This window comes from Enterococcus moraviensis ATCC BAA-383 (assembly GCF_000407445.1).
Taxonomy (GTDB): domain Bacteria; phylum Bacillota; class Bacilli; order Lactobacillales; family Enterococcaceae; genus Enterococcus_L; species Enterococcus_L moraviensis.
In genome coordinates, this window is the sequence record NZ_ASWB01000002.1 from 22,511 (window position 1) to 44,698 (window position 22,188).

Below are 22,188 nucleotides of genomic sequence, written 5' to 3' on the forward strand. Positions count from 1 at the left end.
TAGCCGATTTGTTCCGCTTTTATAGTTATCTAGCTACACGGGCTAGCTCCGACTGGAAAAAGATAAAAATAGTTTGTGGTAAAAAGCACCACAATCGATTTTTCCTATTTTCTAGTCGGAGCTGAACGAGCCCGTTCCGCTTTTAAATTAGGAGGTAAAATATGAGTTCACTTCAACCACCAGAAATAGTTGATGTTACAATTGAAAAAGGGGTTCAAAAAGCGCGTGGTAGTTTTTTGACTTTAGCGGTATTAGGATTTTTAGCAGGTGTTTTTATTGCTGTTGCAGGGATTGCGATGATTCGTGCAATGGGAACAATGCCAAAGGAATGGGGGTCACTAGTTAATGTGATCGGAGCAGCTGTTTTTCCGTTTGGACTGATTTGTTTATTGTTAGCTGGAGGAGAGTTAGTTACAGGAAATATGATGGTTGTTTCAATGGCGTTGTTTGCTAGAAAAATCAGTGGCAAAGAATGGCTTAGAAACATTGTGATTGTGACGATTTTTAATTTGATTGGTTCCTTATTTGTGGCTTATTTCTTTGGCTATTTAAGTGGAGCGTTACAAGGTGATTTTGCTGAGCGTGCGATCCAAGTTTCACTGGGGAGAACTAAAGATACTTTTTTACAAGGGTTTCTTTCGGGGATTGCTTGTAACTTTTTAGTGAGTACCGCAGTGTATTTGAACTTTGCAGCAAAAGATTTTATTGGTAAAATCGTCGGGATTTTTCTGCCAATCATGGGTTTTGTGATTTGCGGCTTCCAACACGTTGTAGCCAATATGTTCTTGATTCCGATGGGGATTTTATTAGGAGGCAATACGTGGTCAGCGTTTGGGCAAAATATGGTCAGTGTGTATTTAGGTAATATTATTGGTGGCGGCTTTTTTGTGGCAGGACTTTATTTCTTAGCATATAAAGTTGGTACAGGGCAGTTGTCAAAAAAATAAAATCTAGTATGATGAAAAGATAAGAAAAGAAAAAGGAAGTAAGTTGAATGAAAACCGTCCGTGTCGGCACCAGAAATAGTCCTTTAGCAATGAAGCAAACCATGATCGTATTAAATTTACTGAAAGAAGTTCATGGTGATTTTCCAGTTGAGATCGTCCCAATGACGACCAAAGGAGACCAAATGCTTTCAGTCAGTTTGTCTAAAATTGGCGGGAAGGGATTATTCATCAATGAAGTAGAACAGGCTTTATTGAGAGGCTCAATCGATTTTGCGGTCCATAGTTTAAAAGACATGCCAGCAAAAGTCGCGGATGGATTGACGTTAGCTGCGATTCCAGAGAGAAGCGATCCGGCTGATTGTTTGATTTTTAGAGAAGTCAATTCTTTAGAGGCGTTGCCCAACGGTGCTAGAATTGGAACGAGTAGTTTGCGGCGAGAATTTCAAATGAAAAATTTACGGGAAGATATTCAAGTGGAATCGATTCGAGGGAACGTAGGAACGCGTTTGAAACGGATGGAAGAGCAAAATCTAGATGGCATTGTTTTAGCAGTAGCTGGTTTAAAACGGTTGAATTGGTTTGATGAACCCACACATCCTTATCTTATTTTAAGCTGTGAGCAGTGTATTCCAGCTGTAGGACAAGGAGCTTTAGCTGTAGAATGTCGTAGCCAAGATCAAGAGATGAACGATTTTTTAAGCCCAATCAATGATTCGTTAACAAGAAAATTAGTCATGGAAGAGCGTGATTTTTTGGCGATGTTAAATGGAAATTGCGATATTCCTATCGGAGCTTTCGCTAGTCAAGAGCAAAATGGTTACCGCTTTTCAGGGTTTTTAGGAGATAAAGAGTTACAACAATCCTTCACTAAAAGTGTGACTGTCCAAGAAATAGAGGGTGTTGGAAAGCAAATAGCCAAAGCGTTGCTAACTGAAATGGATCAGGAATCAATATGAATAAAATTCTTTTAACACGTTTGATAGAAGATAACCAAGAAGATCGTTTGTATTTTCAGCAAAAAGGATTTGAGACGGTTGAAATTCCATTGATTGAATTGAAAAAAAGAGCGTTAGGTCAATCATTTGAGAGAATGGTGAAACAGAGCGAGTGGATTTTTTTAACAAGTCAACATGCAGCCAAATTTTTTTTTCAGCAAATCAATAGAAAAGAGGTTGAAATGAAAAAGTTCGCTGTAATTGGAAAGAAGACTGCTCAAGTTCTCTTAGCCAATCAGATAGAAACAACATTTCAAGCCCCATGTGCAACAAAAAAGAACTTATTTGAGTCTTGGTCAGCTGATCATTTAGAAGCAACCACGATTTTTTATCCAAGGAGTAATTTAGCCAATCAGACTGGTGAAGCAGAACTAGTTGATAAAGGACATCGATTATTCACACCAATCCTTTACGACAATTGTTTCCCAAAAGAAAATCAACTGCTACTACAAAAAAATTTAATGGCTGAAAAAATGACAGCAGTTTATCTAGCAAGTCCGTCTCTGTGGGAACGATTTTTATTGGTATTTAGAGAAGTTGATTTGAGGGAAATGCCGACTTTATACTGTTTAGGTGAAACAACAAGACAAGCTATTCTAAAAGATGGTTACAAAGCAAAATTAAGAAAAGAAGTATAGTTGAAAGAAGGAATACTCTTCAGTTCAACGATACTTCTTTTTTTAGAAAACTAGTTGACGAAAGTAATAAAACAGGTAGAATAGATAGTTCGAGGAAGATACATACTTTAGTATTATCAGTGTTGACCAAACTCGTTCAACGTTGAATGTTATCTAGCTACACGGGCTAGCTCTTCGGGAAACAGATAAAAATAGATTGTGGCAAAAAGCGCCACCCTCAATTTTTCCTATTTTCCTGTCAAGGCTGACCAAGCTCTTTCAGCTTTTTAAAATTAGGAGGTTTTTTATGAGTAGAGAAGTTATTTTGTACATTGCAGCAAGTGTCGATGGGTATATCGCTGAACCTGATGGCAGTATTGATTTTTTAGGTGGCGGGATTGAATTAGTGGAAGAGGATACTAGTTATCAAGAATTGATGGAAAAGATCGATACGGTAGTAATGGGCCGAACGACTTATGATCAAGTAGTAAATGAATTGGCGGTCGATCAATATCCATATGAAGAGCAATCATCCTATATTATCACAAGTCGTCCAGATCAAAATACTGAAAAGCTATTCTTTACAAGTCAAGGACCTGTTGAGCTGATTCAAGAATTGAAGGAGCAAGAAGGCGAAGCGATTTGGGTCGTTGGCGGAGCAAGTATTATTGCACCTTTAGTGGAAGCCAATTTGATTGATACTTATATTCTTACGACAATTCCGACGATTTTAGGGAAAGGGATTCGTTTATTTAATGAATTCAATGGACCGGTCAATTTGAAAGTAAATCAGGTTTATGTGAAGAATGATATGGTGTATACAACATATAAAACTAGATAAAGTGAGATAAGTGTGTGTGGCTATTTAGATAGTTGCACACTTATTTTATTTCATCTTAAAATCTTCCCTTTGACAAAGATCAAAAAAAGAGCTATTATAAATACAAGGTTCGACTACGCGTGTAGTTGTTCGGGTGATACAACGAGAAAACAATAAAAAGGAGACTTTTTATGTCAGAGAAGAAAAAAGCTTTGAACATCACTGACGCAGAGTGGGAAGTCATGCGCGTTGCATGGGCCACAGAGGAGACGACGAGTAAAGAAGTGACCGATATCCTAAATGAAAAGACTGAATGGAAAAGTACCACGGTCAAAACATTATTAAGTCGCTTAGTTGATAAAGGGATGCTTGGAACGAAACGTAATGGCAATAAATTTACTTATTTTCCTTTAGTCGAAGAGCGTAAAAGCATCGAAGTACTTTCACAAGAAATGTTGACGAAAGTTTGCAGTAAAAAAGTAGGGAAGGTTCTTGAATCAATCATTGCTGAAAGTTTATTAAGCTTTGACGACATTGATGAACTGGAAGCACTACTGAAAGAAAAACGCAAGTCAGCAGTCGATGTCGTACCTTGTAACTGTATACCTGGCCAATGTCAGTGTCACCTTGTTCATTAAACCATTAACATACAAACAACAATAAGGAGTGTTTTACAATGGAAAAAACAGTAACGATCAACGGAATGAAATGTGATGGATGTGTAAACATCGTCAAAGAAAATTTTGAAAAAATTGCAGGTGTTCAATCTGCAACAGTTGACTTAGAAAAAAAATCGGCATCTGTCACAAGTGATAGAGAAATCTCAAATAATGAGTTACAAAATGCATTATCAGAAACTAAATTTACTGTGGCTTAAAAAGTTAGCTACGGCAAAAGAATATTGATCCTAACATAAAGAGTGATACAAAACTAAATCAGTTTTGTATCACTCTTTTTTGTATACTAAAATTGCAACTAGTTATTTCCAAGGGGAATGTTCACGCTTACATTATTGCCGATAAATGTTGCAACAATCTCCACTAATCAATTGTGTCACACCACTATATAATGAAATCAAGCAAGGAGAGAAGCAGATGAAAGATCGAACAATCCAAATATTTAAGCGCTTTATTTGGTCGGATTATCCTTTGACTCTTAGCGAGTTAAGCGAAGATTTTCGCATCAGTAATAGAACACTTAGAAATGAAATCAAAGAAATCAACGCATTTCTTGATGAACGAAACTTGCCCGAAATCAAAACGATTCGAAACAGAGGGATGCGTTTAAACCTTGAACAAAAGGAACGTGAATTGTTGGATGCATGTCTTGATGAAAAAAATGAATTCAACTATTTAAATCGAGAAGAACGAATTTTTGACCTGATCTTAGCTTTTTCGTTATCAGAACAGCCTGTGTTTTTATATCAAAAAGAATCAGACTATCAAATTTCGAAAAGTACAATGGATGAAGACATGCGTAGGGTTAGAACGATTCTTTTGGAATACGGTATCGAGGTGTTGAGCATTCCGAAACAAGGAATTATTTTAAAAGGATCTGAACGGACCATTCGAACCATGATTTACGATGTGATCAACCGATCCATTGATAGTTTACGATTTCTTGAGGGAAATGAATCAGGCTTGAGTAATTCAGAAAAACATCTATTTCGGTATATCCCTAAGCAGATATTGAAAAAAATCGACCAGGTCTATCATCAGACGATTTCTTCACGAGAAGACCTTTACCGAAATCAACTAGTCATGTTTACAGCGATTTGGCTAAGCCGTTATTTAAGACAGGAATTGATTGTGAATTCTTCTTGGGAAGTAGTCGAGAACGGTCAAAATAAGCTTCACACTTTTATCGATCGGCTTTGCCGCACGCTTGCAGTGAGACCGCCCAGTTCAGAAATAAACTATATTAGTTTCATGCTGGAAACCTTCAACACTGGAAGTATCAGAAATTCTGTAGAGTGGGTCCAAGCACAAGTATTATCGATTCAACTCATTCAATTTGTGGAACAAACGACTAAAATTCCTTTTTCCAAAAAAGAAGAATCACTCCATGAGGGATTATATCGGCATATGGCGGGCCTGATTAGTCGGGTAAAAAGTGAAATTCAAATTTTAAATCCTTTAAAGGAAACGGTAAAACGATATTACGGCAATATTTATTTTGCGATTGAGAAATTTGCGCCAACGATTGAAGCCATTACTAAAAATGAGCTAAGTGAGGACGAAATGGCCTTTTTAACTATTCATTTTTCTACCTCTGTAAGTGCGATCAATCAAGAGTTGACCTATACCTATAAAGCGGTTGTCATTTGTAATCATGGTACGGCAACGGGTCGATTATTAGCCGAGCATTTAAAAGAACTATTCAATATTGACGTGCTAGCTGTTTTAAGTACAGGAGAAATGGACTTAATCAAAAAGTTAGATGTTGATTTGATTTTTTCAACGCTGAGTTTAACCTATCCTGAAAAACCAATATTAGTCGTCGATCCAATCATCAAAGTAGAGAGTCGAAAAAATATCCAAGCTTTTTTAGAACAAAATAAACAATATAAGCGCTTGATAAATAATGACACTGATTCTACTGAATTATTTTACCGTGTCCTTGACTTGATCAAAGAAAGTGGGGGAATGATCTCCAATGAAATTTATAAAAATCTAGAAAAAACCTTTGATCAGAATCATTTAAAGATAAATAAAAGGGAGCTGCAGCCAATGCTAAAAGATGTCTTAAAGAAAAGTGATATTTTGTTATTAGAAAAATGTCCTGATTGGGAGAGTGCGATTCAACAAGTAGCATGTCCTTTATTGAAAGAAAACGCTATTGAAGAATCGTATATAGACGCGATGATCGCCTCTGTTAAAGAATTTGGTCCGTATATCGTGATGGGAAAACACCTAGCCCTAGCCCATGCAAGACCAGAAGATGGGGTAAACAAATTAGGAATTAGCGTGGCGACATTGGCAGAACCAGTCGTGTTTGGCAATGAAGAAAATGATCCAGTGAAAATCATTTTTTGTCTCGCAGCAGTGGACTCTTTTTCCCACTTAAATATTATGAAAAGCTTGATTGAATTGATCAACGATGAAACGAAAATCGATCGCTTGGCTCAATGCACCACTGTAGCTGATTTTGAAACAATTTTATATGAAGATGCGCTAAATGAAACAAAACAATAAAAATGACAGGAGCGAATTATGATGAAAAAACTAACGATTTTATTTGTTTGCGGAGCAGGATTAGGCAGCAGTTTTGCAGCACAAATGGCAGCAGAGGATGTATTAAACCAGAAAGGAGTCGAAGCAAAACTGGAGCATACAGATATTTCATCGGCGGTTTCGATGAATCCCGATATTATTATTACAGCTCAAAACTTTCAAACACAATTTGAAAAATTTACGATTGATGAAGAAAAAACGGCCATCATTTACCTGAAAAATATTGTGTCAAAAGCTGAAATAGATGAAAAAATCACACCAGTTTTACAAGCAAAAGGCGCTATTTAGCGACTAAAATATAAATGGAGGGACTTATATCATGGGGGTAGTTAATTTTATAATCGAGAATATCTTGACTCAGGCATCGATTACAATCAGCTTGATTGCTATGTTGGGCTTGATTTTACAAAAGAAATCGATTGGTCAAGTGTTGTCGGGTTCATTAAAAACGTTGTTAGGGTTTCAAGTATTAAGCGCAGGTTCTAGTATTATCGTTGGGAGTCTGACCTATTTTGGTGAGATTTTTACAGAAGGTTTCCATATGCAAGGAATCATTCCGTCAATCGAAGCTATTAACGGTCAAGCGATGAATGAGCTTGGCTTGGGTCGAGATATTGCGTTAACCTTTTTAGCCATTTTTGTATTCAACATTTTGATTGCCCGCTTTACAAAATGGAAATATATCTTTCTAACGGGGCAAGCGATTTTATGGATGGCAACAATGACTACTGTTTTTGGATATTTTGCGGGTCTACGTGGGATCGTCTTGATTCTTGTAGGTGGCTTTATCGGCGGCGTTTTTGCCGTAGCTATGCCTGCAATCGCACAGCCGTTCATCCGGAAAATAACTGGTTCAGATGATATTGCATTAGGCCATTTTTGTACGATTGGGTATCTATTTGAAGCAGGAGTAGCTTGGATTTTTGGTGAACGGGGTGAAAATAAAAAGTCAGTGGAAGACCTTAAATTGCCAAAATCTTTTGAATTCCTTCAAGATACGTATTTATCTGTGATGGTTGTGATGGTACCTCTATATATCGTGACCGTATTATTTGCAGGTGAAACATTTGCGTCAACGTTATCTGGCAACCAAAACTATATTATGTTTGCCTTCTTACAAGCAATTCAATTTGTTGTTGGCGTATATGTCTTGTTAGCAGGTGTGCGTCTATTACTTGGAGAAATCGTTCCAGCCTTTAGAGGGATTGCAATGAAACTAGTACCAAACGCTATTCCTGCTTTAGATTGCCCAGTGTTTTTCCCTTATAGTCCAAATGCCGTGATTTTAGGATTTATTACAACAACGATTGGTGCGGTTTTGGCGATGTTTGTTTTGCCAACATTTGGTTTAGCAATGATTTTACCTGGAATGTTAACGAACTTTTTTGCAGGCGGCACTGCAGGAATTTTCGGGAATGCAGTGGGGGGTAGACGTGGTGCGATCATCGGCGGAATCGCACATGGTTTCTTTATCACATTATTGCCTGCATTATTAGTGACGATTTTCAATAGCATGGGCTTTGTCAATGCCACAGCGACAGATGTGGATACTGTGACGGCAGCTCTGTTATACGCTTGGATCATTAGCCCAATCATGAAGGCCTTTTAGAAAAGGAGTGAAACGATGTTTGATTTTCTAAAAAAGAAAAAAACAAAGCCTGTCAAACTAGAAGTAGACGAGACTTTAACAGAAGAACAAAAAAATGAATTACGCCAAGAAATAGAACAACTTACTGTAGAAATTGCATCATCAGAACCAATAGATTGTGTGTTTGCTGAAAAATATGAAAAAGTCGGCTTGTTATTGGCACAACTTAGTGAAATAGACGAAGCAATTGCAGCGCTAGAGAAAAGTCAGTCCTATAAAAATAGTATTGGCACAGGCTATAAAAAATTAATGAGTTTATATAATCAAAAACGAGCAGAATCCGCAAAAAATGGGGATGATGCTGGCATTGATAAATGGATGAACAAAATGGATGACATGCGACAAATCGCTAAAAAGGTCACAATCAGCGGTCAGTAAAATTGAAAAGATTGGGGAGAAATACATGTATACAACATTAAAAGAAGTCACAAAAACAGCAGAAGAATTGAATTTTACCGTAGGTGCTTTTAACGCTCATAATTTAGAAATGTTACCAGAAATGATTCGAGCAGCTAAGGAAATGGGGGCGCCGATCATTATCCAAACCAGTGTAGATACTGCCAAATATATCGGGTATGATGTATTAGTTTCCGTTGTCAAAACAATGGCTGAAAAAGAAATGGTCGATGCAGTATTGCATTTAGATCATGCTAGAAATTTTGATGACATCAAAGAAGCAATCGATCAGGGCTACACGTCGGTTATGTATGATGGGTCTCATTTACCCTTTAAAGATAATATATTAAAAACGAAAGCAGTAGTGGAGTATGCTCATCAAAGAGGTGTTTCAGTTGAAGGAGAATTAGGAACGATTGGCGGCACGGAAGAAGGAATTCATGTGGCTGAAGATGACAAAGTGTATACCAAACCAGAAGATGCGCTTGCCTTTGTAGAAGCAACAGGAATCGACGCCTTAGCGATCGCCATCGGCACAAATCACGGACAATTTAAATCTAAGACAGAAGTCAATGTACCATTGCTAAAAGAAATCAACGCAATCGTTGACATTCCTCTTGTGATCCATGGTGGAACAGGAGTAAAAGAAGAAGACTATCCAGAACTTATCAATAATGGTATCCGTAAATTCAATGTTGGGACAGAGCTTTTAGTCAACTGGACAAAAACTGCAAAAGAATCTTTTGGAGAAACAGCAGTCAACAAGTCATTACGCTATAACGTAATTCCTGCAAATGAAGTCTGTCGTGATATTGTCAAACATAAAATTGGCTTATTCATGAATGTGGACAGTCCAATCCATTTAAGTTAGTCCAATGAAAAAATTTTTAGTTTTACTTGCAGGAAGTCCAGCAACAGGCAAAACATATTTGATCCAAAAAATTCGTGAACAAATACCTGATCTATTTTTGATCACACCAGATGAAGGCAAGGAATTGCTAGCTGATTCCGTCGGGTTTACGAACCTTACAGAAAAAGCGCAGTTAGAAAAAAGGGTATGGTCCTTTTATTACGGTGTTTTAGCATTATATATGGATGTAGGGAAACAAGTAATTGTTTCAGAATACCCCTTTAGCGATAAACAAAAAGAGCAATTAGCAAAACTAGCTAAAACCTATGAATATGAAGTGATTACCGTACGTTTAGTGGCCGATTTTGACGTATTGTGGGAGCGAAGATGCAAACGTGATCTTGAACCAGACAGACATCTTAGCCATTTGATGACACATTATCATTGGAACGATCAATTAGATGATCGAAGCAAAGCGGACAATCATATTACAAAAGAACAATTTAAACAGATAATTGATACTAGAAAATATAACCAATTTCAACTAGGTGAATTGCATGAATTTGATGTGACAGATTATGAAAAAGTTGATTATGCACCCTTGATCAAGTATTTAAAAAATGAAGTTGAGGGGACAAAAAGACTTTAATATGAAAAAAATAAAGGCAGCACTAAACAATTTAGCGGCTGCCTTTATTTCGTGTTCAGAAGAATTAAAGATGAAGGTAGAGACTTATTTAGTCGCCTTACGATAAACCATCAAATAATTCATAAGCATAACACCATTACGATATTGTACTTTTTGCTCTACTAATTCAAAACCAAGTGATTCAAAAAATGGTTTGGCTGTGATCGATGAATATACAGTAAGTTCTTTTGCTCCAGCGTTCAACGCATGATTCATCAAATCTGTCGCAATCATTTTGCCAATGCCATAGCCGATCCATTTTTTATCCACATACAAATAATCAAGTTCACCAGTATCAGAGATATTACCAAAGCCAATGACTTCCATTCTGTTTAGCGCAACCACAGAGTAAGTCGAATCAAGAGTTGCATGCCATTTTTCATAATCAGGCTTTAGTTGCACCCATTGGTCGATTTGTTGTTGTGTATAATCTTTTTTATTGATTGCTTGAACGGTTCCATTAAATATAGTAAGTATATCTTCTAAGTCAGATTTTTGATATTTTCTTAAATTGAATACAGTCATTATCCATTCACCCCTATTCATTAAACTTAGTTTAATCACATAAAAGAGATATGTCAAAGCATTATTTCGTAGATAGGCAATTTTTTAGAAAATTTAGCTAATTTGTCCACTAATCTCGGAATCAAGCATAAACAAAAGGGAATAGACAAACAAAAAGTAACGTAATCAAAACCAAACACCGTTCTATTTTCCTCGCATTGATTGAATGTTATTATAATATTTTTCTGTTAACTTACTGTCTTTATTTGTATAGTAGTACCATTTATTTTTAGTTTGTATTTCTAAAATCGGTTTCTTATTTGATAGAACAAGTAAATAAGCAGGTTTATTATTGACTTGAAATTCACCAGTCAAATAATTTTCCGTAGCAGTTCCGTAAACGCGGAGTCTGTTCTTAGGTAACGTATCAACCAATTTAACTGTTTCGATCTCATTCCAATCGATCTTTCTGCTTTGACTTAATGGTGCGGATAAATAAATACCATTGTGCGTTGTTTCAAGTTCAAATGGATTAGCTGAAAAGTCACTGATCAACAATGGAACACATGCTACAACTAAAGCAATCAAAACGACAATACCAGTTAACCCCAACGTCAATTTCCCCGCAGGTCTACCTAAATTTGCAGAAATATTCATTCCAACGCGATCAGGAACCATAATTCTTTTATCATCTGGGTTAATATAAAGGCCATACTTCCAATATTGGTCTTCATCACTGTAGCGATACTCTTTCGCTTGTGCAATCAATTGGTCCTGTTTTTTTCTAGATGAGAATAAATAGTAAAACGTGAAAAGTACAAACAAAAGAATAAATACAGCGTAACCAACTGAAAATAGCATCATTTGTTCATAAGGAATCATCACCGAACTCGTTGGTAGAAAAGAAAGAGGACTTAAAACAAGAGAGGAAACAGCCATTAAGACAGACCAGTGATGTCGCATTTGATCATTGACTTGCTGATTGATTGTTGCATCACTTGTTACCGGTTTAACTGGAAAACGTGCAATAAAATAATAGAAAAGTAAAAACATGCCTGACATAAGTAAAGAGAGAATCCCCATAATCCAAGTACCATTAGACAAGCCAATTGTTTTAAAAGAATAAATGAATCCTAAAACAGTAATTAAAATACTTGGTAAAAACCACCAAGCAGAGATCAATTTGCGATTTTTATTCGCTACTAACGTTGTGTCCACCAAAATAGGGCTTGTTGGCAAAATCCAATCGTTTTGAACTTTTATCGTTGTCATTTTCCGAATATAAATGACTTGTAAATAAAATGAAGTTCCAATGATACCAATGGTCATCATAATAAAATAAATCAGCGTTAATGAATCATAAGGAATAACAATGATTGGTAAGGCGATAACGGAGAAAACGAAGGCCCATTGTAATAACCTTTTTTTGTAAGTTCTACTGACTGTAAGAACTTGTTCATCTTGAAGTTTCTCTTTGGGTAAAGTTGTTTCCAAAATAATATTTTTATGCGGATTCGCAGGAATTCTTCCTGAAAATGCCATGACAAAGTTAACCCCAACAAGTAGTAAATATAGAAAAAAATTCATTTTCAACACACCTTTTATTAGTCAAATTTTTGATAAATCTGTTTGATTTTTTCTTGTATTTCATTTTCTGAAACCCGATGAATCGACGCTTCAGCTAACAATAGTTCGAGCTGTTTTAAAAATCGCTCTTGAAATGGGGAAGCTAAAGTTTGTTTTTCGGCGATTTTCGTTCCGTTTCGTCGATCTGTCACAATATATCCTTCATTCTTCAATAACGTGTAAGCTTTTGAAACAGTCATCATATTTACGCCAATTTCATCTGCCATTTGCCGTACGGAGGGAAGTAGCTCTCCTGGTTGTAGTTTTTTTGTTGCAATGCCAAGGATCAGTTGATTGCAAATTTGTTGATAAATAGGCATTTGATTTTGAGTATCTATTTCTAATAACATGTGTTCACCTCTTTTATCCTTTGTATTACATATAGTAATACAACTGATACAAAAATGCAATCATATTTGATTAAAAACTTGAGGGATTGAAAATTCAGGCATATAATAAGAGCGGGGAATAAATATAATAACTGAGAGGATGAGTCAATATGTCAGCAATCGAACCAACCGTGACACAAAAATTTCATGATACATTTATAGAAAATAATAAACAAAATGCGCTACAGCGTGGCGTTGTTAAAAATGGTATTACGGCTTCTGCACAAAACCAAAGTGCTGAAGTGAACAATGTTCCAGTCTTTTCAATCGATCTTACAACCGGAAAAGTAGCCAATCAAAAACAAAGCGGTCGTTGCTGGATGTTTGCAGCGTTAAATACATTCAGACACAAAATGATCAACAGTTTTAATTTAAAAGATTTTGAACTCTCTCAAAACTATACATTTTTCTGGGACAAATATGAAAAATCAAATTACTTTTATGAAAATATCATCGCAACTGCTGACCAAGCGTTAGACAGTCGGAAAGTGGCCTTTTTACTCGCAACACCGCAGCAAGATGGTGGACAATGGGATATGATCGTTTCTCTTTTCCAAAAATACGGTGTTGTGCCAAAAACTGCTATGCCAGAAAGTAGCAATAGCTCAAACTCTCGTGATTTAAATAATTACTTAAATAAAAAGCTAAGAAAAGATGCAACGATTTTACGTGAATTGATAAGCAGTGGAAAATCAGCGACGGAAATCCAAACTGCTAAAGAATCAATGCTGCAAGAAGTGTATAACTTTTTAGCTATTTCCTTAGGTACACCACCAGCAACCGTTGATTTTGAATACCGTGATGAAGAAAAAAATTATCACTTAGACCAAAATTTGACACCACAAGCCTTCTATGAAAAGTATGTAGGCGTTGATTTGGATAACTATGTGAGCATAATCAATGCTCCAACGGCAGATAAACCGTATAACCAAACCTACACAGTAGAAATGCTAGGAAACGTGGTAGGCGGTAAAGAGGTAAAATATATCAATGTCGATATGACGACGTTTAAAAAACTAGCTATGGCTCAATTAGAACAAGGCGAATCTGTTTGGTTTGGTTGTGATGTAGGTCAATCTTCTACACGAGATAGTGGAATCATGGCGTTGGATGCTTATGACATGAATGATTTATTTGATATTGATTTCACGATGACAAAAGCGCAACGTTTAGATTTTGGTGAAAGTTTAATGACGCATGCGATGGTTTTAACTGGAGTCGATGTCATTGATGGTGTTTCTACAAAATGGAAAGTAGAAAACAGCTGGGGTGAAAAAGTTGGAGACAAAGGATTCTTTGTGATGAGTGACGCGTGGATGGATGAATATACGTATCAAATCGTTGTACGTAAAGAGTTATTATCAAAAGAGTTAAAAGAAGTTTGGAATCAAGAGCCGACTGTTTTAGCACCTTGGGATCCAATGGGAGCTTTAGCATAAAAAAAAGACCTTGAAGTCGTACAATTCCGTTTATTCGGATACTAGGTGTCTGGGATATAACTTGCAGAGTTATGACCTAGACGCTTTTTTTTATTACGCTAAGTATGTGGATATTTTCAAAAAGATTTTACTGTGTTATAATTTGTATATACAAAAGAAAGACGTTGACATTACTACCGCCTAAAGTAAGTAATATCAACGTTAACTGATTCACTAGGAATCTTTTTTTGATAACGTAAGTGTATCATATGTTGATTGAATTTACAAAATCATGATACGAAAAATTTAGGAATTATTTAATTGAATTGTACTTTATATAGAGTATAAATGAAGGATTATATTTAATTGAAATAAATACAGATAAAAATGATTGAATTTTTAAACAATATAGAGTGTTAATGCGTTAAAAATTCTTTTAACGTGTTAAGTTATAATTATTTATAAGTATTACGTTTTATTTCGCAATTATAAGAGGAATTTGCTATTGCCAAAGTATTTATTGTGGAGTAGAATGAGAGACAGTTTCAGTTGAGGAAATTACAACATTAAATAAAATAACTTTTGGTAATCAGCGCCGGCTGTTTATCAGTTAAAGTGTGGATCGACAATTCTTAGGCCGTAGATGGAATTGTTGATTGACACTTTTTTTATTGATTTACGTTGAAATCTTCCGAGAAATAGAATAAAGCTTGTATTAAATACATTGATACATTTGTAAATGTACAGTTAAGGTAGAAAGCGTATTTACGGCTTTTAAAATTAGGAGGCATGTATATGAGCAAGGATTGGATTAAATTATTGATTGGCGCTTTTTTTGAGATTTTGTGGGTGATTGGGATGAAGCATAGTAACACGTGGTGGGAAATAGCATTGACGATTGTCTTCATTTTCATCAGTTTTTACGCCTTAATCAAAGCAGGAGAAACACTACCTGTTGGGACAGCGTATGCAGTATTTGTTGGATTAGGTACGGCCGGAACCGTTATTACAGGAATTCTTTTTTTTGGAGAAGAATTTAAACTATCGAAAATGCTTTTGATAGCAGTATTGTTGATTGGTGTAATGGGCTTGAAATTTGTAACGGGAGAGAAGGGTGGAAGTAAAAAATGAGTTGGTTATTTTTGATTGTTGCAGGAATTTTTGAAATGTTAGGTGTGGGCTCAATCAATCGTTTGAATCAAAAAAAGGATAAACAGTCATTCGTCCTATTAATGTTGACCTTTGGTAGTAGTTTTCTCTTTCTTTTTTTAGCGATGAAAAATTTACCAATGGGCGTTTCTTATGCCATTTGGACAGGAATTGGGGCAGCTGGGGGCGCAATTTTAGGAATGATTTTTTATGGGGAATCAAAAGATTGGCGTAGACTCATTTTCATCGGCATTATTCTGTTCTCTGTAATTGGGTTAAAATTAATTGGGTGATTTATTCAATCTATTTTCATTCATACAATGAACAGATGAATAAAAAAAGGAGCTGGAACATAACTCATCAAGTTATATTTCAGCTCTTTTTTAGTTTAGTTATTGTAAAATTCGTACATATCTTGTAGCAAATTCATTATTATAAGATACGCCATTTACGTTTGTGCCGATGTCCCAGTTGGCAGACCAAGTCATTAATCCTTTGATTGGATTGCCATCTTTGGCTAACTGATCAAGAGCTTTATAAACAGAATTTGGATCAATGACATAACCGCTACCGGCACCATCCACATTTGCAGGAAGTCCTAAAACAAGTTTGTCATTTGGAATTTTCAAGAAAGTTCGTGTGCCGTGGATCATTGAGTCGGACATATAATAAAGGAACTCGTATTTCAATGCATCATTGCTTTGAGGAATCCATTTATTTATTTCATCCACCCAAACTCCATCGCCACCTTGATTATATAACTGTGGTGCAATGTAATCATAATACCCCTCTAAAGAAGTAATATATTTTTCATACGCGCCGCCAGGTTTCAAATAAGGAAATTCAGGAGCCATTGTGATGAGAAAATTTTTACCTTGTGCTTTATAATGTTCTTTAACTTTTTTCAAAGCAGTAGGGATAACTGTTTGATTATCACCAGCTGTTATGGCCGATTGTTCTAAGTCGATATCCAATCCATCAAAACCATATGTTTCTACTTGACGAATGATTTCATCAGCAAAAGCTTGTTCATCACCTGTCTTCAATTGAATATGCGCATCAGCACCACCTAAAGCAAGTAAAACGGCACGTCCTTGACTGTTGAGCAAGGCTACATCTTGTCGAAAAGCGGCGTCTGTTTTATTGTAAGGAGCAAATGTTGGAATGCGGCTCACGCCATCACTTTTCATAAAAGAAACAGGAACTACATTGTATGCTCTATTCACTTCTGCTAATGAAATATTCGCAGAAGTTCCTTGTTTATAGCCATCTCGTCCTTTTGAAGCCCAATTATGCCAATACCCTACAAGGACTTTTTTATTTGCTACACTAACCATCTCACTCGCAGAGTCTGCCGCTTCGACAGGTGTTGCGGTGAACAAACTACCAGCAGTAATACCAGTAATTAGTAAAAAAGCAGGAATCAATTGTTTGATTTTCATAGGTGTTTCCCCTTTTGATTTATTGAATTACTTCACATTGACATCAATTGCTTGATAGAAAGCATTTGTTGTATCATACACATTCCATACCGCATAAATAACATGATATCCTTTACGGTCACTCGGAACCGTAATCGTATGTTTTACAGAAGCTTCAGGAATTGCTGCTTGATCATCTACACGACCGATTAAATCAAAGTTTTTGATGTCTAAAGGCTGATTTGGATTCCATCCTTGTTTAGTCATATAGTAATCCCAAGTAGAAGTTCTGTGGCGAGCAGTCAATGTCCAAGTGAGGGCAAGTGGACCTGTGTTAATATCAGATTTATGCCAACGATCAGCAGTCTGAACATCTAGAGGGTCAAAACCACTAACACCAGCACTCGCTAACTTTCCTGGGATAAAGGTATTTTTAGTTGCTTCGATACTTTGGGGTTCCCATTCAGCACGACCAACATCTTTATTTATTTTGCCACCTTGAGTACTACCGAAATACGCACGACTTCCGGGAGATGAGACATATCCATGGGCATGTGTCACCGTAGCTGAGACAGATAAACCTCCAGCTAATAACCCTAGTGTAAGGACTGCTTTGAGCATTGTTTTTTTCATAATGATTCCTCCTAAGTATTTTTTTGTAGCGCTTACAAAAATAAATGTAACATGCTGGTTTATATTATTCAAATAATACGCATATATTTTTTATATTATAAAAAGATGAGAAAGGTATGTAAAAGACATGAAAAGCCCATTAGGTGCATTTGAATGCATTATCCTAACGGGCTAATTTACTTTTAACGAAGTAATGATTTCTCATCACTAGCAATAACATCTAATAAACTTTCATTATTATTAAAAGTAGCGAAAACTTTTGCGCTATTAAAATCTGGATTTTTTAATTCTGGTGATCTCTTAAAGTCGTTAAAAGCAGCTTCATACGCCAAAAGATCTAACATGTATAAGGATTGATAGGTTTGGTTTAAAGCCATTCCTTCAATCGCTAAATCATAGGCTGTTTCATAATTTTTGATCAAGGAATAGAATTTTGCAGTATTGAAGAAAACTTTTGTTGCTTCAATAGGTATCTTGATCGTCATTTTTTTCAGCATATCGATTGATTTTTCATAATAAACTTGTGCTTTATCTAATTCATTAGCCATCTCATAAACGATTCCCAAGCTATTGACTGAAAGGATCGCATACACAGAATTTGAATCACCAAGTTCATCAGCTCTGTAAAAGTAAAATAAGCTATCGGTTGTATTATTGTAACCTAATAAATTAGTAATGCCCATAAAATAGAGCCAACGTACTTCAAGCTCTTTATTTTGAAAATCAGCAACATTGATCGATGTTGACTTTAAAAGTGAATGAGCTTCTTTATGTTTAAATGTATTGCACAATTCTTCTACACGATTTAATAAAGAAGTTAACTTCTTTTCATCATTATCATCTAATACACTTTCAAGACTGAGGTTTAATCTTTTGCAGATTGCATCAAGGATTTCAAGACTATCGCAGACATTTTTATTTTCAATGTTGCTAACAGTTCCTTGCGTACAAATTCCAGCGGCTAAAGTTACTTGCGACAATTTTTTCTGTTTTCTGACTGTTCGAATGATGTCACCTTTGATTCTCATAATTTTCCCCTCTATGTTTATGCATTATAGTTCTAGTTTTATATAATAGTATGGTATTATTCTTTTGGAATCAACTAATTTTTTTGGAGGGATTGGAATGGAAGCGTTTTTATTACTGTTGGGTGAAGTAATCGGTCAAGGCAATACTGGTCACGTATAGAGTGAAAAAATTAGTTATTAGGTTTTTTTTTTTAACAATTAGGTAAGACCAAAAAACTTTTTTAAACAGGAGTGTTTATACTTTTGTTTTTTAAAGTTTTTTTGTTTTTATTGTAAAAATTTTCTATTTTTAGTTGTTGGAATTAGACGTTTAGCGCTATTTACCTAAGTTTACAAAATCGAACAATTCATGGCGTTCTATCCTCAGTTTGCGATCTTATGTTATAATTTAAAGAGTTGTATAGTTCAAAAAGGAGGAGATCCAATGGCCAAAAAATTTACGACCCCGTACGAAGTAGCGTATTATGATGGCGATATTACTAGAAAAATGACGATTCCAGCAATGTTAGCCGTTGTGATCAAGACATCTGAAGAACAAAGTGATGCCCTAGAAAGAGGAAGTGATTTTGTTGCTTCATTTGGGTTAGGATGGGTAATTACCAATTATGAAATTCATATTACACGTTTACCCAAGGTTGGCGAAAAACTCGCGGTGACGACTCAAGCGATGTCTTATAATAAATACTTTTGTTATCGAAACTTTTGGATTCATGATGAAGCAGGAAACGAGTGTGTGTTAATCAAGTCAACGTTCGTTTTGATGGATAAAGAAAATCGCAAAATGAGCAGTGTGCTGCCTGAAATCATTGAACCTTACGAAAGTGAAAAAATTAAAAAAATCTATCGTGGTGAAAAGATCGAAAAAGTAGAAAACGGTGAATTTTTACCCTATCGTGTACGCTATTTTGATATCGATGGTAACCAACATGTTAATAATGCAATCTACTTCAACTGGTTGTTAGATGTCTTAGGATACGATTTTTTAAGTACTCATGAACCAACATTCATCAATGTGAAATTTGACAAAGAAGTAGAATATGGCCAAGTAGTAGAAAGTCACTATGAAATGGTTGATACAGAAGAGGGAAAAATGACTCGCCACGAAATACGAATAAATGATCAAACCTATTGTGAAGCAAATATGAAATGGAAAAAAAGTGAATAGAAGAGACATCAAAATCACTTTTTGTGACTGAGGCAACTTTTTGTTTTGTCTTGGTCTTTTTTAGTATAAAATAAAGAAAAGACCAATCATTTTGACTAAATATAAACGTAATGAATTAGGAATAGAAAGGGTGATGAAACGATGATTCGATTAGGTTTGACCTCCTTTAATGAACATGATAAATTAACTGGAAAAAAGCGATCTACATTATACGAATATGCAGGCTATTTACCTTTAGTTGAGATGGACACGGCTTATTACGGTATTCCAAAACAAGATTCTGTTAGAGAATGGACGAAGTCTGTACCTGAAAATTTTCGTTTTGTAATGAAAGTATATAGTGGTATCAGTTGTCAAGGGGAATGGCAGCAGTATTACCAAAATGAAGAGGAGATGGTCAATGCCTTTTTGACCAGTATGGCTCCTATGATCGAAAGTGGTAAACTCTTTGCCTTTTTGATTCAATTCTCTGGAACCTTTGCCTGTACAAAAGAAAATGTACAGTATTTGGAAAAAATCAGGCATTGGTTTAAAGACCTTCCGATTGCGATTGAACTGCGAAATGGTTCATGGTACACAGCTAAATATATTAAACAAACGGTATCTTTTATGAAGAACAATGCGTTCTCATTAGTTGGAGTGGATGAACCACAAATTCCAACAAATCCAGTGCCATTTTTTCCATATGTTACGAATGAACGATTTGTTTTATTTCGTTTTCATGGACGTAATGCAGCAGGCTGGATGGCGAATGATAAAGACTGGCGCAAAAAACGGACGTTGTATCACTATAATTCAGAAGAAATCGCAGAGTTAAGCGAGGCAGTAGAGAAAGTGGCTCGTGAAGCAAAAGAAGTGGGTGTCATCTTCAACAATAATTCTGGTGGTGATGCGGCCGAAAATCTATTAGAAATGAAAGCGGCACTTAATCTGGAGTATGATCATTTAAATCCAAAACAAATGGGCTTGTTTTAGGGAGCAAAAATACTTCTTTGAATAAAGAAAGGGAAACGATGATAAAAGCAATTTTCTTTGATATCGATGGTACGTTAGTGAATAATAATGGCAAAGCTTTGGAATCTACCAAAAAAGCAATCGCTTTGGCTCAAGAACAAGGAATTATTTGTGGTGTGGCAACAGGGCGTGGGCCCGTTCATTTAAGTCAGCAAATCGATGCGCTTAATTTTGATGTTTTTGTAACATACAACGGCCAATTGGTTTATACAAAGGATACAACGATTCGCTCAGAACCATTTCCAGATGAAACCTTGCGTCGGATCGTCTCTTTTTCTGATCAGTATCATAGGCAAATCCTGTTTGGTTCAAGAGAGTACCTAGCAGGAAGTTCATTGATGCGTTTTGGGCAACAAAAATGGGCGAAGAAACTAGTCCATTTTTTACCCAAAAAGTTTCCTGCAACCTTTGTAAAAAATTTGATTAGTCGATTTTCCATTCATAGAAAACCGCAACGTTATCATGATCTTGATTTGTTAAAAGAACCAATCTACCAATGTGTTCTTCTGAGTCCATCGTCAGAAGAAGCTGCATTAAAAGAACAATTACCAGCTTGTCACATTACACGCTCTAATCCCTATACTGTAGACATCATTCCAAGTGGTGGTTCAAAGTTAGTAGGAATTCAAGCATGTGCTAAACATTTTGGTCTCTCGTTAGCAGAAGTGATGGCTTTTGGTGACAGTTGGAATGATCTGGAAATGCTTGTAGGTGTTGGCGTTGGTGTAGCGATGGGGAATGCAGAAGAAGAGATCAAAAAAAATGCGAAATATGTCACTGAAACAAATGAAAAAGCAGGCATTCACCAAGCTTTAGCACATTATAATATTGTTGATTAATCGTTGTGCTAGTTTGATTCTATAATTTTTTTTAAAAAGATAAATCATGAATAAAAAAGAGCTCAAGTATCATGATCTATGTTCTGGTTACGCCTAAACAAGTCTGCTACATGCTTAATTATAGGAGGAACTCAATGAAAATCGAAAATCCATTTGAAAAAACAGAAGCATTTCACGAAAAATTTGATAATAGAAAACCTGAAGTGCCTACACCATTCTCTGCCAAGCAAGCATCGGACCGAGCTGGATTCAAAGTAGAAGAACTTGTAGAGTTTTTATATGGGGCTGCTGCCAATGATCCAACTGAGTTTAAAAAGTTAGTCACTCAATTGAAACAATCTGTCGATGAGGCAGAAGAAAAAGTGCTTAGTAAGAAGAAAAATGTCACTGATCCTCTTGTAGAACAAGTAGATGCGTTGATTGATCTATTGTATTTTACGTATGGTTCATTTTCACTGTTAGGTGTTGATCCAACAGAAATTTTCTCTATCGTTCATGAAGCGAATATGGGAAAAATATTTCCCGATGGACAACCACATTATCATCCAGTAACACATAAAGTGATGAAACCAAATAACTGGGAAGCTGATTTTGCGCCTGAACCCAAAATAAAAGAAGAGCTAGAACGGCAATATAATGCTAAAAAGAAATGAATAAAAACAACAGATAAAAGAACCTAGAACAGAACAATTCTTGTTTTGCTTCGGGTTCTTTTTCTATTATTTTAGATAAATATCTTCATGTTTTTCTCATTATTTTAGCGTATGTACTAATAATATGATAAAATTTACATTTTTATTATGATAAC

The 22,188-nt window shown here is 35.8% G+C and carries 25 protein-coding genes; 19 read left to right on the top strand and 6 right to left on the bottom strand.

Annotated elements, in window-relative coordinates:
* Nucleotides 1-161: 161 nt before the first annotated feature.
* The 12 genes from I586_RS06065 to I586_RS06120 all read left to right on the top strand — a co-directional run bounded on the left by I586_RS06065 (nt 162) and on the right by I586_RS06120 (nt 10,155).
* Nucleotides 162-947, top strand: coding sequence for a formate/nitrite transporter family protein (locus tag I586_RS06065; RefSeq protein WP_010766027.1), 786 nt, complete (start codon nt 162-164; stop codon nt 945-947).
* A 47-nt stretch (nt 948-994) separates the two neighbouring features.
* Nucleotides 995-1,903, top strand: a complete 909-nt coding sequence (gene hemC / locus I586_RS06070; protein WP_010766026.1) for a hydroxymethylbilane synthase — start codon at nt 995-997, stop codon at nt 1,901-1,903.
* Entirely contained in the window at nt 1,900-2,580 is a 681-nt protein-coding gene (locus I586_RS06075; protein WP_010766025.1) for a uroporphyrinogen-III synthase, read from the top strand. The genes hemC and I586_RS06075 overlap by 4 nt, the downstream gene beginning before the upstream one ends.
* A gap of 286 nt (nt 2,581-2,866) precedes the next feature.
* Nucleotides 2,867-3,400: a dihydrofolate reductase family protein gene (locus I586_RS06080; RefSeq protein WP_010766024.1), complete on the top strand. Its 534-nt coding sequence runs from the start codon at nt 2,867-2,869 to the stop codon at nt 3,398-3,400.
* Nucleotides 3,401-3,570: 170 nt separating this feature from the next.
* Nucleotides 3,571-4,017: a CopY/TcrY family copper transport repressor gene (locus I586_RS06085; protein WP_010766023.1), complete on the top strand. Its 447-nt coding sequence runs from the start codon at nt 3,571-3,573 to the stop codon at nt 4,015-4,017.
* Nucleotides 4,018-4,055: 38 nt separating this feature from the next.
* The gene (locus I586_RS06090; RefSeq protein WP_010766022.1) at nt 4,056-4,256 is read left to right on the top strand and encodes a heavy-metal-associated domain-containing protein; all 201 of its coding nucleotides are present in this window, start codon (nt 4,056-4,058) and stop codon (nt 4,254-4,256) included.
* 217 nt (nt 4,257-4,473) lie between these two features.
* The gene (locus I586_RS06095) at nt 4,474-6,573 is read left to right on the top strand and encodes a BglG family transcription antiterminator (protein WP_010766021.1); all 2,100 of its coding nucleotides are present in this window, start codon (nt 4,474-4,476) and stop codon (nt 6,571-6,573) included.
* A 21-nt stretch (nt 6,574-6,594) separates the two neighbouring features.
* Complete coding sequence (locus I586_RS06100; protein ID WP_034701942.1) at nt 6,595-6,900, top strand: PTS sugar transporter subunit IIB; 306 nt, start codon at nt 6,595-6,597, stop codon at nt 6,898-6,900.
* A 31-nt stretch (nt 6,901-6,931) separates the two neighbouring features.
* Nucleotides 6,932-8,221 (top strand): PTS sugar transporter subunit IIC, encoded by a 1,290-nt coding sequence (locus I586_RS06105; RefSeq protein ID WP_010766019.1) that lies wholly within the window; start codon nt 6,932-6,934, stop codon nt 8,219-8,221.
* 15 nt (nt 8,222-8,236) lie between these two features.
* A complete protein-coding gene (locus tag I586_RS06110; RefSeq protein WP_010766018.1) occupies nt 8,237-8,638 on the top strand; it encodes a hypothetical protein in 402 nt (133 codons plus the stop codon).
* Between the two features lie 25 nt (nt 8,639-8,663).
* Nucleotides 8,664-9,527, top strand: a complete 864-nt coding sequence (locus I586_RS06115; protein WP_010766017.1) for a class II fructose-bisphosphate aldolase — start codon at nt 8,664-8,666, stop codon at nt 9,525-9,527.
* 4 nt (nt 9,528-9,531) lie between these two features.
* Nucleotides 9,532-10,155, top strand: a complete 624-nt coding sequence (locus I586_RS06120) for a P-loop nucleotide/nucleoside kinase family protein (RefSeq protein WP_010766016.1) — start codon at nt 9,532-9,534, stop codon at nt 10,153-10,155.
* A gap of 84 nt (nt 10,156-10,239) precedes the next feature.
* On the opposite strand, the gene I586_RS06125 is transcribed toward I586_RS06120, so the two are convergent.
* The 3 genes from I586_RS06125 to I586_RS06135 form a co-directional block, all read right to left on the bottom strand.
* Nucleotides 10,240-10,719 carry a GNAT family N-acetyltransferase gene (locus I586_RS06125; protein WP_010766015.1) on the bottom strand — a complete coding sequence of 160 codons (480 nt, stop codon included), beginning with the start codon at nt 10,717-10,719 and terminating at the stop codon, nt 10,240-10,242.
* 183 nt (nt 10,720-10,902) lie between these two features.
* The gene (locus I586_RS06130) at nt 10,903-12,285 is read right to left on the bottom strand and encodes a PH domain-containing protein (RefSeq protein WP_010766014.1); all 1,383 of its coding nucleotides are present in this window, start codon (nt 12,283-12,285) and stop codon (nt 10,903-10,905) included.
* Nucleotides 12,286-12,302: 17 nt separating this feature from the next.
* Entirely contained in the window at nt 12,303-12,674 is a 372-nt protein-coding gene (locus tag I586_RS06135; RefSeq protein WP_010766013.1) for a GntR family transcriptional regulator, read from the bottom strand.
* Between the two features lie 149 nt (nt 12,675-12,823).
* On the opposite strand from I586_RS06135, the gene I586_RS06140 reads away from it, so the two are divergent.
* The 3 genes from I586_RS06140 (at nt 12,824) to I586_RS06150 (ending at nt 15,573) form a co-directional block, all read left to right on the top strand.
* Complete coding sequence (locus I586_RS06140; RefSeq protein ID WP_010766012.1) at nt 12,824-14,152, top strand: C1 family peptidase; 1,329 nt, start codon at nt 12,824-12,826, stop codon at nt 14,150-14,152.
* 774 nt (nt 14,153-14,926) lie between these two features.
* Entirely contained in the window at nt 14,927-15,262 is a 336-nt protein-coding gene (locus I586_RS06145) for a DMT family transporter (RefSeq protein ID WP_010766011.1), read from the top strand.
* Nucleotides 15,259-15,573 (top strand): DMT family transporter, encoded by a 315-nt coding sequence (locus I586_RS06150; protein ID WP_010766010.1) that lies wholly within the window; start codon nt 15,259-15,261, stop codon nt 15,571-15,573. The genes I586_RS06145 and I586_RS06150 overlap by 4 nt, the downstream gene beginning before the upstream one ends.
* Nucleotides 15,574-15,672: 99 nt before the next feature.
* Here the strand turns inward: I586_RS06150 and I586_RS06155 are convergent, their stop codons facing one another.
* From I586_RS06155 to I586_RS06165, 3 genes are all read right to left on the bottom strand, one after another.
* Nucleotides 15,673-16,722 (bottom strand): chitinase, encoded by a 1,050-nt coding sequence (locus I586_RS06155; RefSeq protein WP_010766009.1) that lies wholly within the window; start codon nt 16,720-16,722, stop codon nt 15,673-15,675.
* 27 nt (nt 16,723-16,749) lie between these two features.
* Nucleotides 16,750-17,334: a lytic polysaccharide monooxygenase gene (locus I586_RS06160; protein WP_010766008.1), complete on the bottom strand. Its 585-nt coding sequence runs from the start codon at nt 17,332-17,334 to the stop codon at nt 16,750-16,752.
* Nucleotides 17,335-17,516: 182 nt separating this feature from the next.
* Nucleotides 17,517-18,362 carry a helix-turn-helix domain-containing protein gene (locus I586_RS06165; protein WP_010766007.1) on the bottom strand — a complete coding sequence of 282 codons (846 nt, stop codon included), beginning with the start codon at nt 18,360-18,362 and terminating at the stop codon, nt 17,517-17,519.
* A 424-nt stretch (nt 18,363-18,786) separates the two neighbouring features.
* On the opposite strand from I586_RS06165, the gene I586_RS06170 reads away from it, so the two are divergent.
* From I586_RS06170 to I586_RS06185, 4 genes are all read left to right on the top strand, one after another.
* Entirely contained in the window at nt 18,787-19,527 is a 741-nt protein-coding gene (locus I586_RS06170; RefSeq protein ID WP_010766006.1) for an acyl-ACP thioesterase domain-containing protein, read from the top strand.
* 141 nt (nt 19,528-19,668) lie between these two features.
* A complete protein-coding gene (locus tag I586_RS06175) occupies nt 19,669-20,502 on the top strand; it encodes a DUF72 domain-containing protein (RefSeq protein ID WP_010766005.1) in 834 nt (277 codons plus the stop codon).
* A gap of 38 nt (nt 20,503-20,540) precedes the next feature.
* The gene (locus tag I586_RS06180) at nt 20,541-21,380 is read left to right on the top strand and encodes a Cof-type HAD-IIB family hydrolase (protein WP_010766004.1); all 840 of its coding nucleotides are present in this window, start codon (nt 20,541-20,543) and stop codon (nt 21,378-21,380) included.
* A 134-nt stretch (nt 21,381-21,514) separates the two neighbouring features.
* On the top strand, nt 21,515-22,033 hold the full coding sequence (locus I586_RS06185; RefSeq protein ID WP_010766003.1) for a pyrophosphohydrolase domain-containing protein: 519 nt from the start codon (nt 21,515-21,517) through the stop codon (nt 22,031-22,033).
* The last annotated feature ends 155 nt before the right edge of the window (nt 22,034-22,188 follow it).

What these genes read in the sequence shown, in the direction of transcription:
- I586_RS06065 (WP_010766027.1), top strand. Translation starts at nt 162, where the DNA reads ATGAGTTCACTTCAACCACCAGAAATAGTTGATGTTACAATTGAAAAA.
- hemC (WP_010766026.1), top strand. Translation starts at nt 995, where the DNA reads ATGAAAACCGTCCGTGTCGGCACCAGAAATAGTCCTTTAGCAATGAAG.
- I586_RS06075 (WP_010766025.1), top strand. Translation starts at nt 1,900, where the DNA reads ATGAATAAAATTCTTTTAACACGTTTGATAGAAGATAACCAAGAAGAT.
- I586_RS06080 (WP_010766024.1), top strand. Translation starts at nt 2,867, where the DNA reads ATGAGTAGAGAAGTTATTTTGTACATTGCAGCAAGTGTCGATGGGTAT.
- I586_RS06085 (WP_010766023.1), top strand. Translation starts at nt 3,571, where the DNA reads ATGTCAGAGAAGAAAAAAGCTTTGAACATCACTGACGCAGAGTGGGAA.
- I586_RS06090 (WP_010766022.1), top strand. Translation starts at nt 4,056, where the DNA reads ATGGAAAAAACAGTAACGATCAACGGAATGAAATGTGATGGATGTGTA.
- I586_RS06095 (WP_010766021.1), top strand. Translation starts at nt 4,474, where the DNA reads ATGAAAGATCGAACAATCCAAATATTTAAGCGCTTTATTTGGTCGGAT.
- I586_RS06100 (WP_034701942.1), top strand. Translation starts at nt 6,595, where the DNA reads ATGAAAAAACTAACGATTTTATTTGTTTGCGGAGCAGGATTAGGCAGC.
- I586_RS06105 (WP_010766019.1), top strand. Translation starts at nt 6,932, where the DNA reads ATGGGGGTAGTTAATTTTATAATCGAGAATATCTTGACTCAGGCATCG.
- I586_RS06110 (WP_010766018.1), top strand. Translation starts at nt 8,237, where the DNA reads ATGTTTGATTTTCTAAAAAAGAAAAAAACAAAGCCTGTCAAACTAGAA.
- I586_RS06115 (WP_010766017.1), top strand. Translation starts at nt 8,664, where the DNA reads ATGTATACAACATTAAAAGAAGTCACAAAAACAGCAGAAGAATTGAAT.
- I586_RS06120 (WP_010766016.1), top strand. Translation starts at nt 9,532, where the DNA reads ATGAAAAAATTTTTAGTTTTACTTGCAGGAAGTCCAGCAACAGGCAAA.
- I586_RS06125 (WP_010766015.1), bottom strand. Translation starts at nt 10,719, where the DNA reads ATGACTGTATTCAATTTAAGAAAATATCAAAAATCTGACTTAGAAGAT.
- I586_RS06130 (WP_010766014.1), bottom strand. Translation starts at nt 12,285, where the DNA reads ATGAATTTTTTTCTATATTTACTACTTGTTGGGGTTAACTTTGTCATG.
- I586_RS06135 (WP_010766013.1), bottom strand. Translation starts at nt 12,674, where the DNA reads ATGTTATTAGAAATAGATACTCAAAATCAAATGCCTATTTATCAACAA.
- I586_RS06140 (WP_010766012.1), top strand. Translation starts at nt 12,824, where the DNA reads ATGTCAGCAATCGAACCAACCGTGACACAAAAATTTCATGATACATTT.
- I586_RS06145 (WP_010766011.1), top strand. Translation starts at nt 14,927, where the DNA reads ATGAGCAAGGATTGGATTAAATTATTGATTGGCGCTTTTTTTGAGATT.
- I586_RS06150 (WP_010766010.1), top strand. Translation starts at nt 15,259, where the DNA reads ATGAGTTGGTTATTTTTGATTGTTGCAGGAATTTTTGAAATGTTAGGT.
- I586_RS06155 (WP_010766009.1), bottom strand. Translation starts at nt 16,722, where the DNA reads ATGAAAATCAAACAATTGATTCCTGCTTTTTTACTAATTACTGGTATT.
- I586_RS06160 (WP_010766008.1), bottom strand. Translation starts at nt 17,334, where the DNA reads ATGAAAAAAACAATGCTCAAAGCAGTCCTTACACTAGGGTTATTAGCT.
- I586_RS06165 (WP_010766007.1), bottom strand. Translation starts at nt 18,362, where the DNA reads ATGAGAATCAAAGGTGACATCATTCGAACAGTCAGAAAACAGAAAAAA.
- I586_RS06170 (WP_010766006.1), top strand. Translation starts at nt 18,787, where the DNA reads ATGGCCAAAAAATTTACGACCCCGTACGAAGTAGCGTATTATGATGGC.
- I586_RS06175 (WP_010766005.1), top strand. Translation starts at nt 19,669, where the DNA reads ATGATTCGATTAGGTTTGACCTCCTTTAATGAACATGATAAATTAACT.
- I586_RS06180 (WP_010766004.1), top strand. Translation starts at nt 20,541, where the DNA reads ATGATAAAAGCAATTTTCTTTGATATCGATGGTACGTTAGTGAATAAT.
- I586_RS06185 (WP_010766003.1), top strand. Translation starts at nt 21,515, where the DNA reads ATGAAAATCGAAAATCCATTTGAAAAAACAGAAGCATTTCACGAAAAA.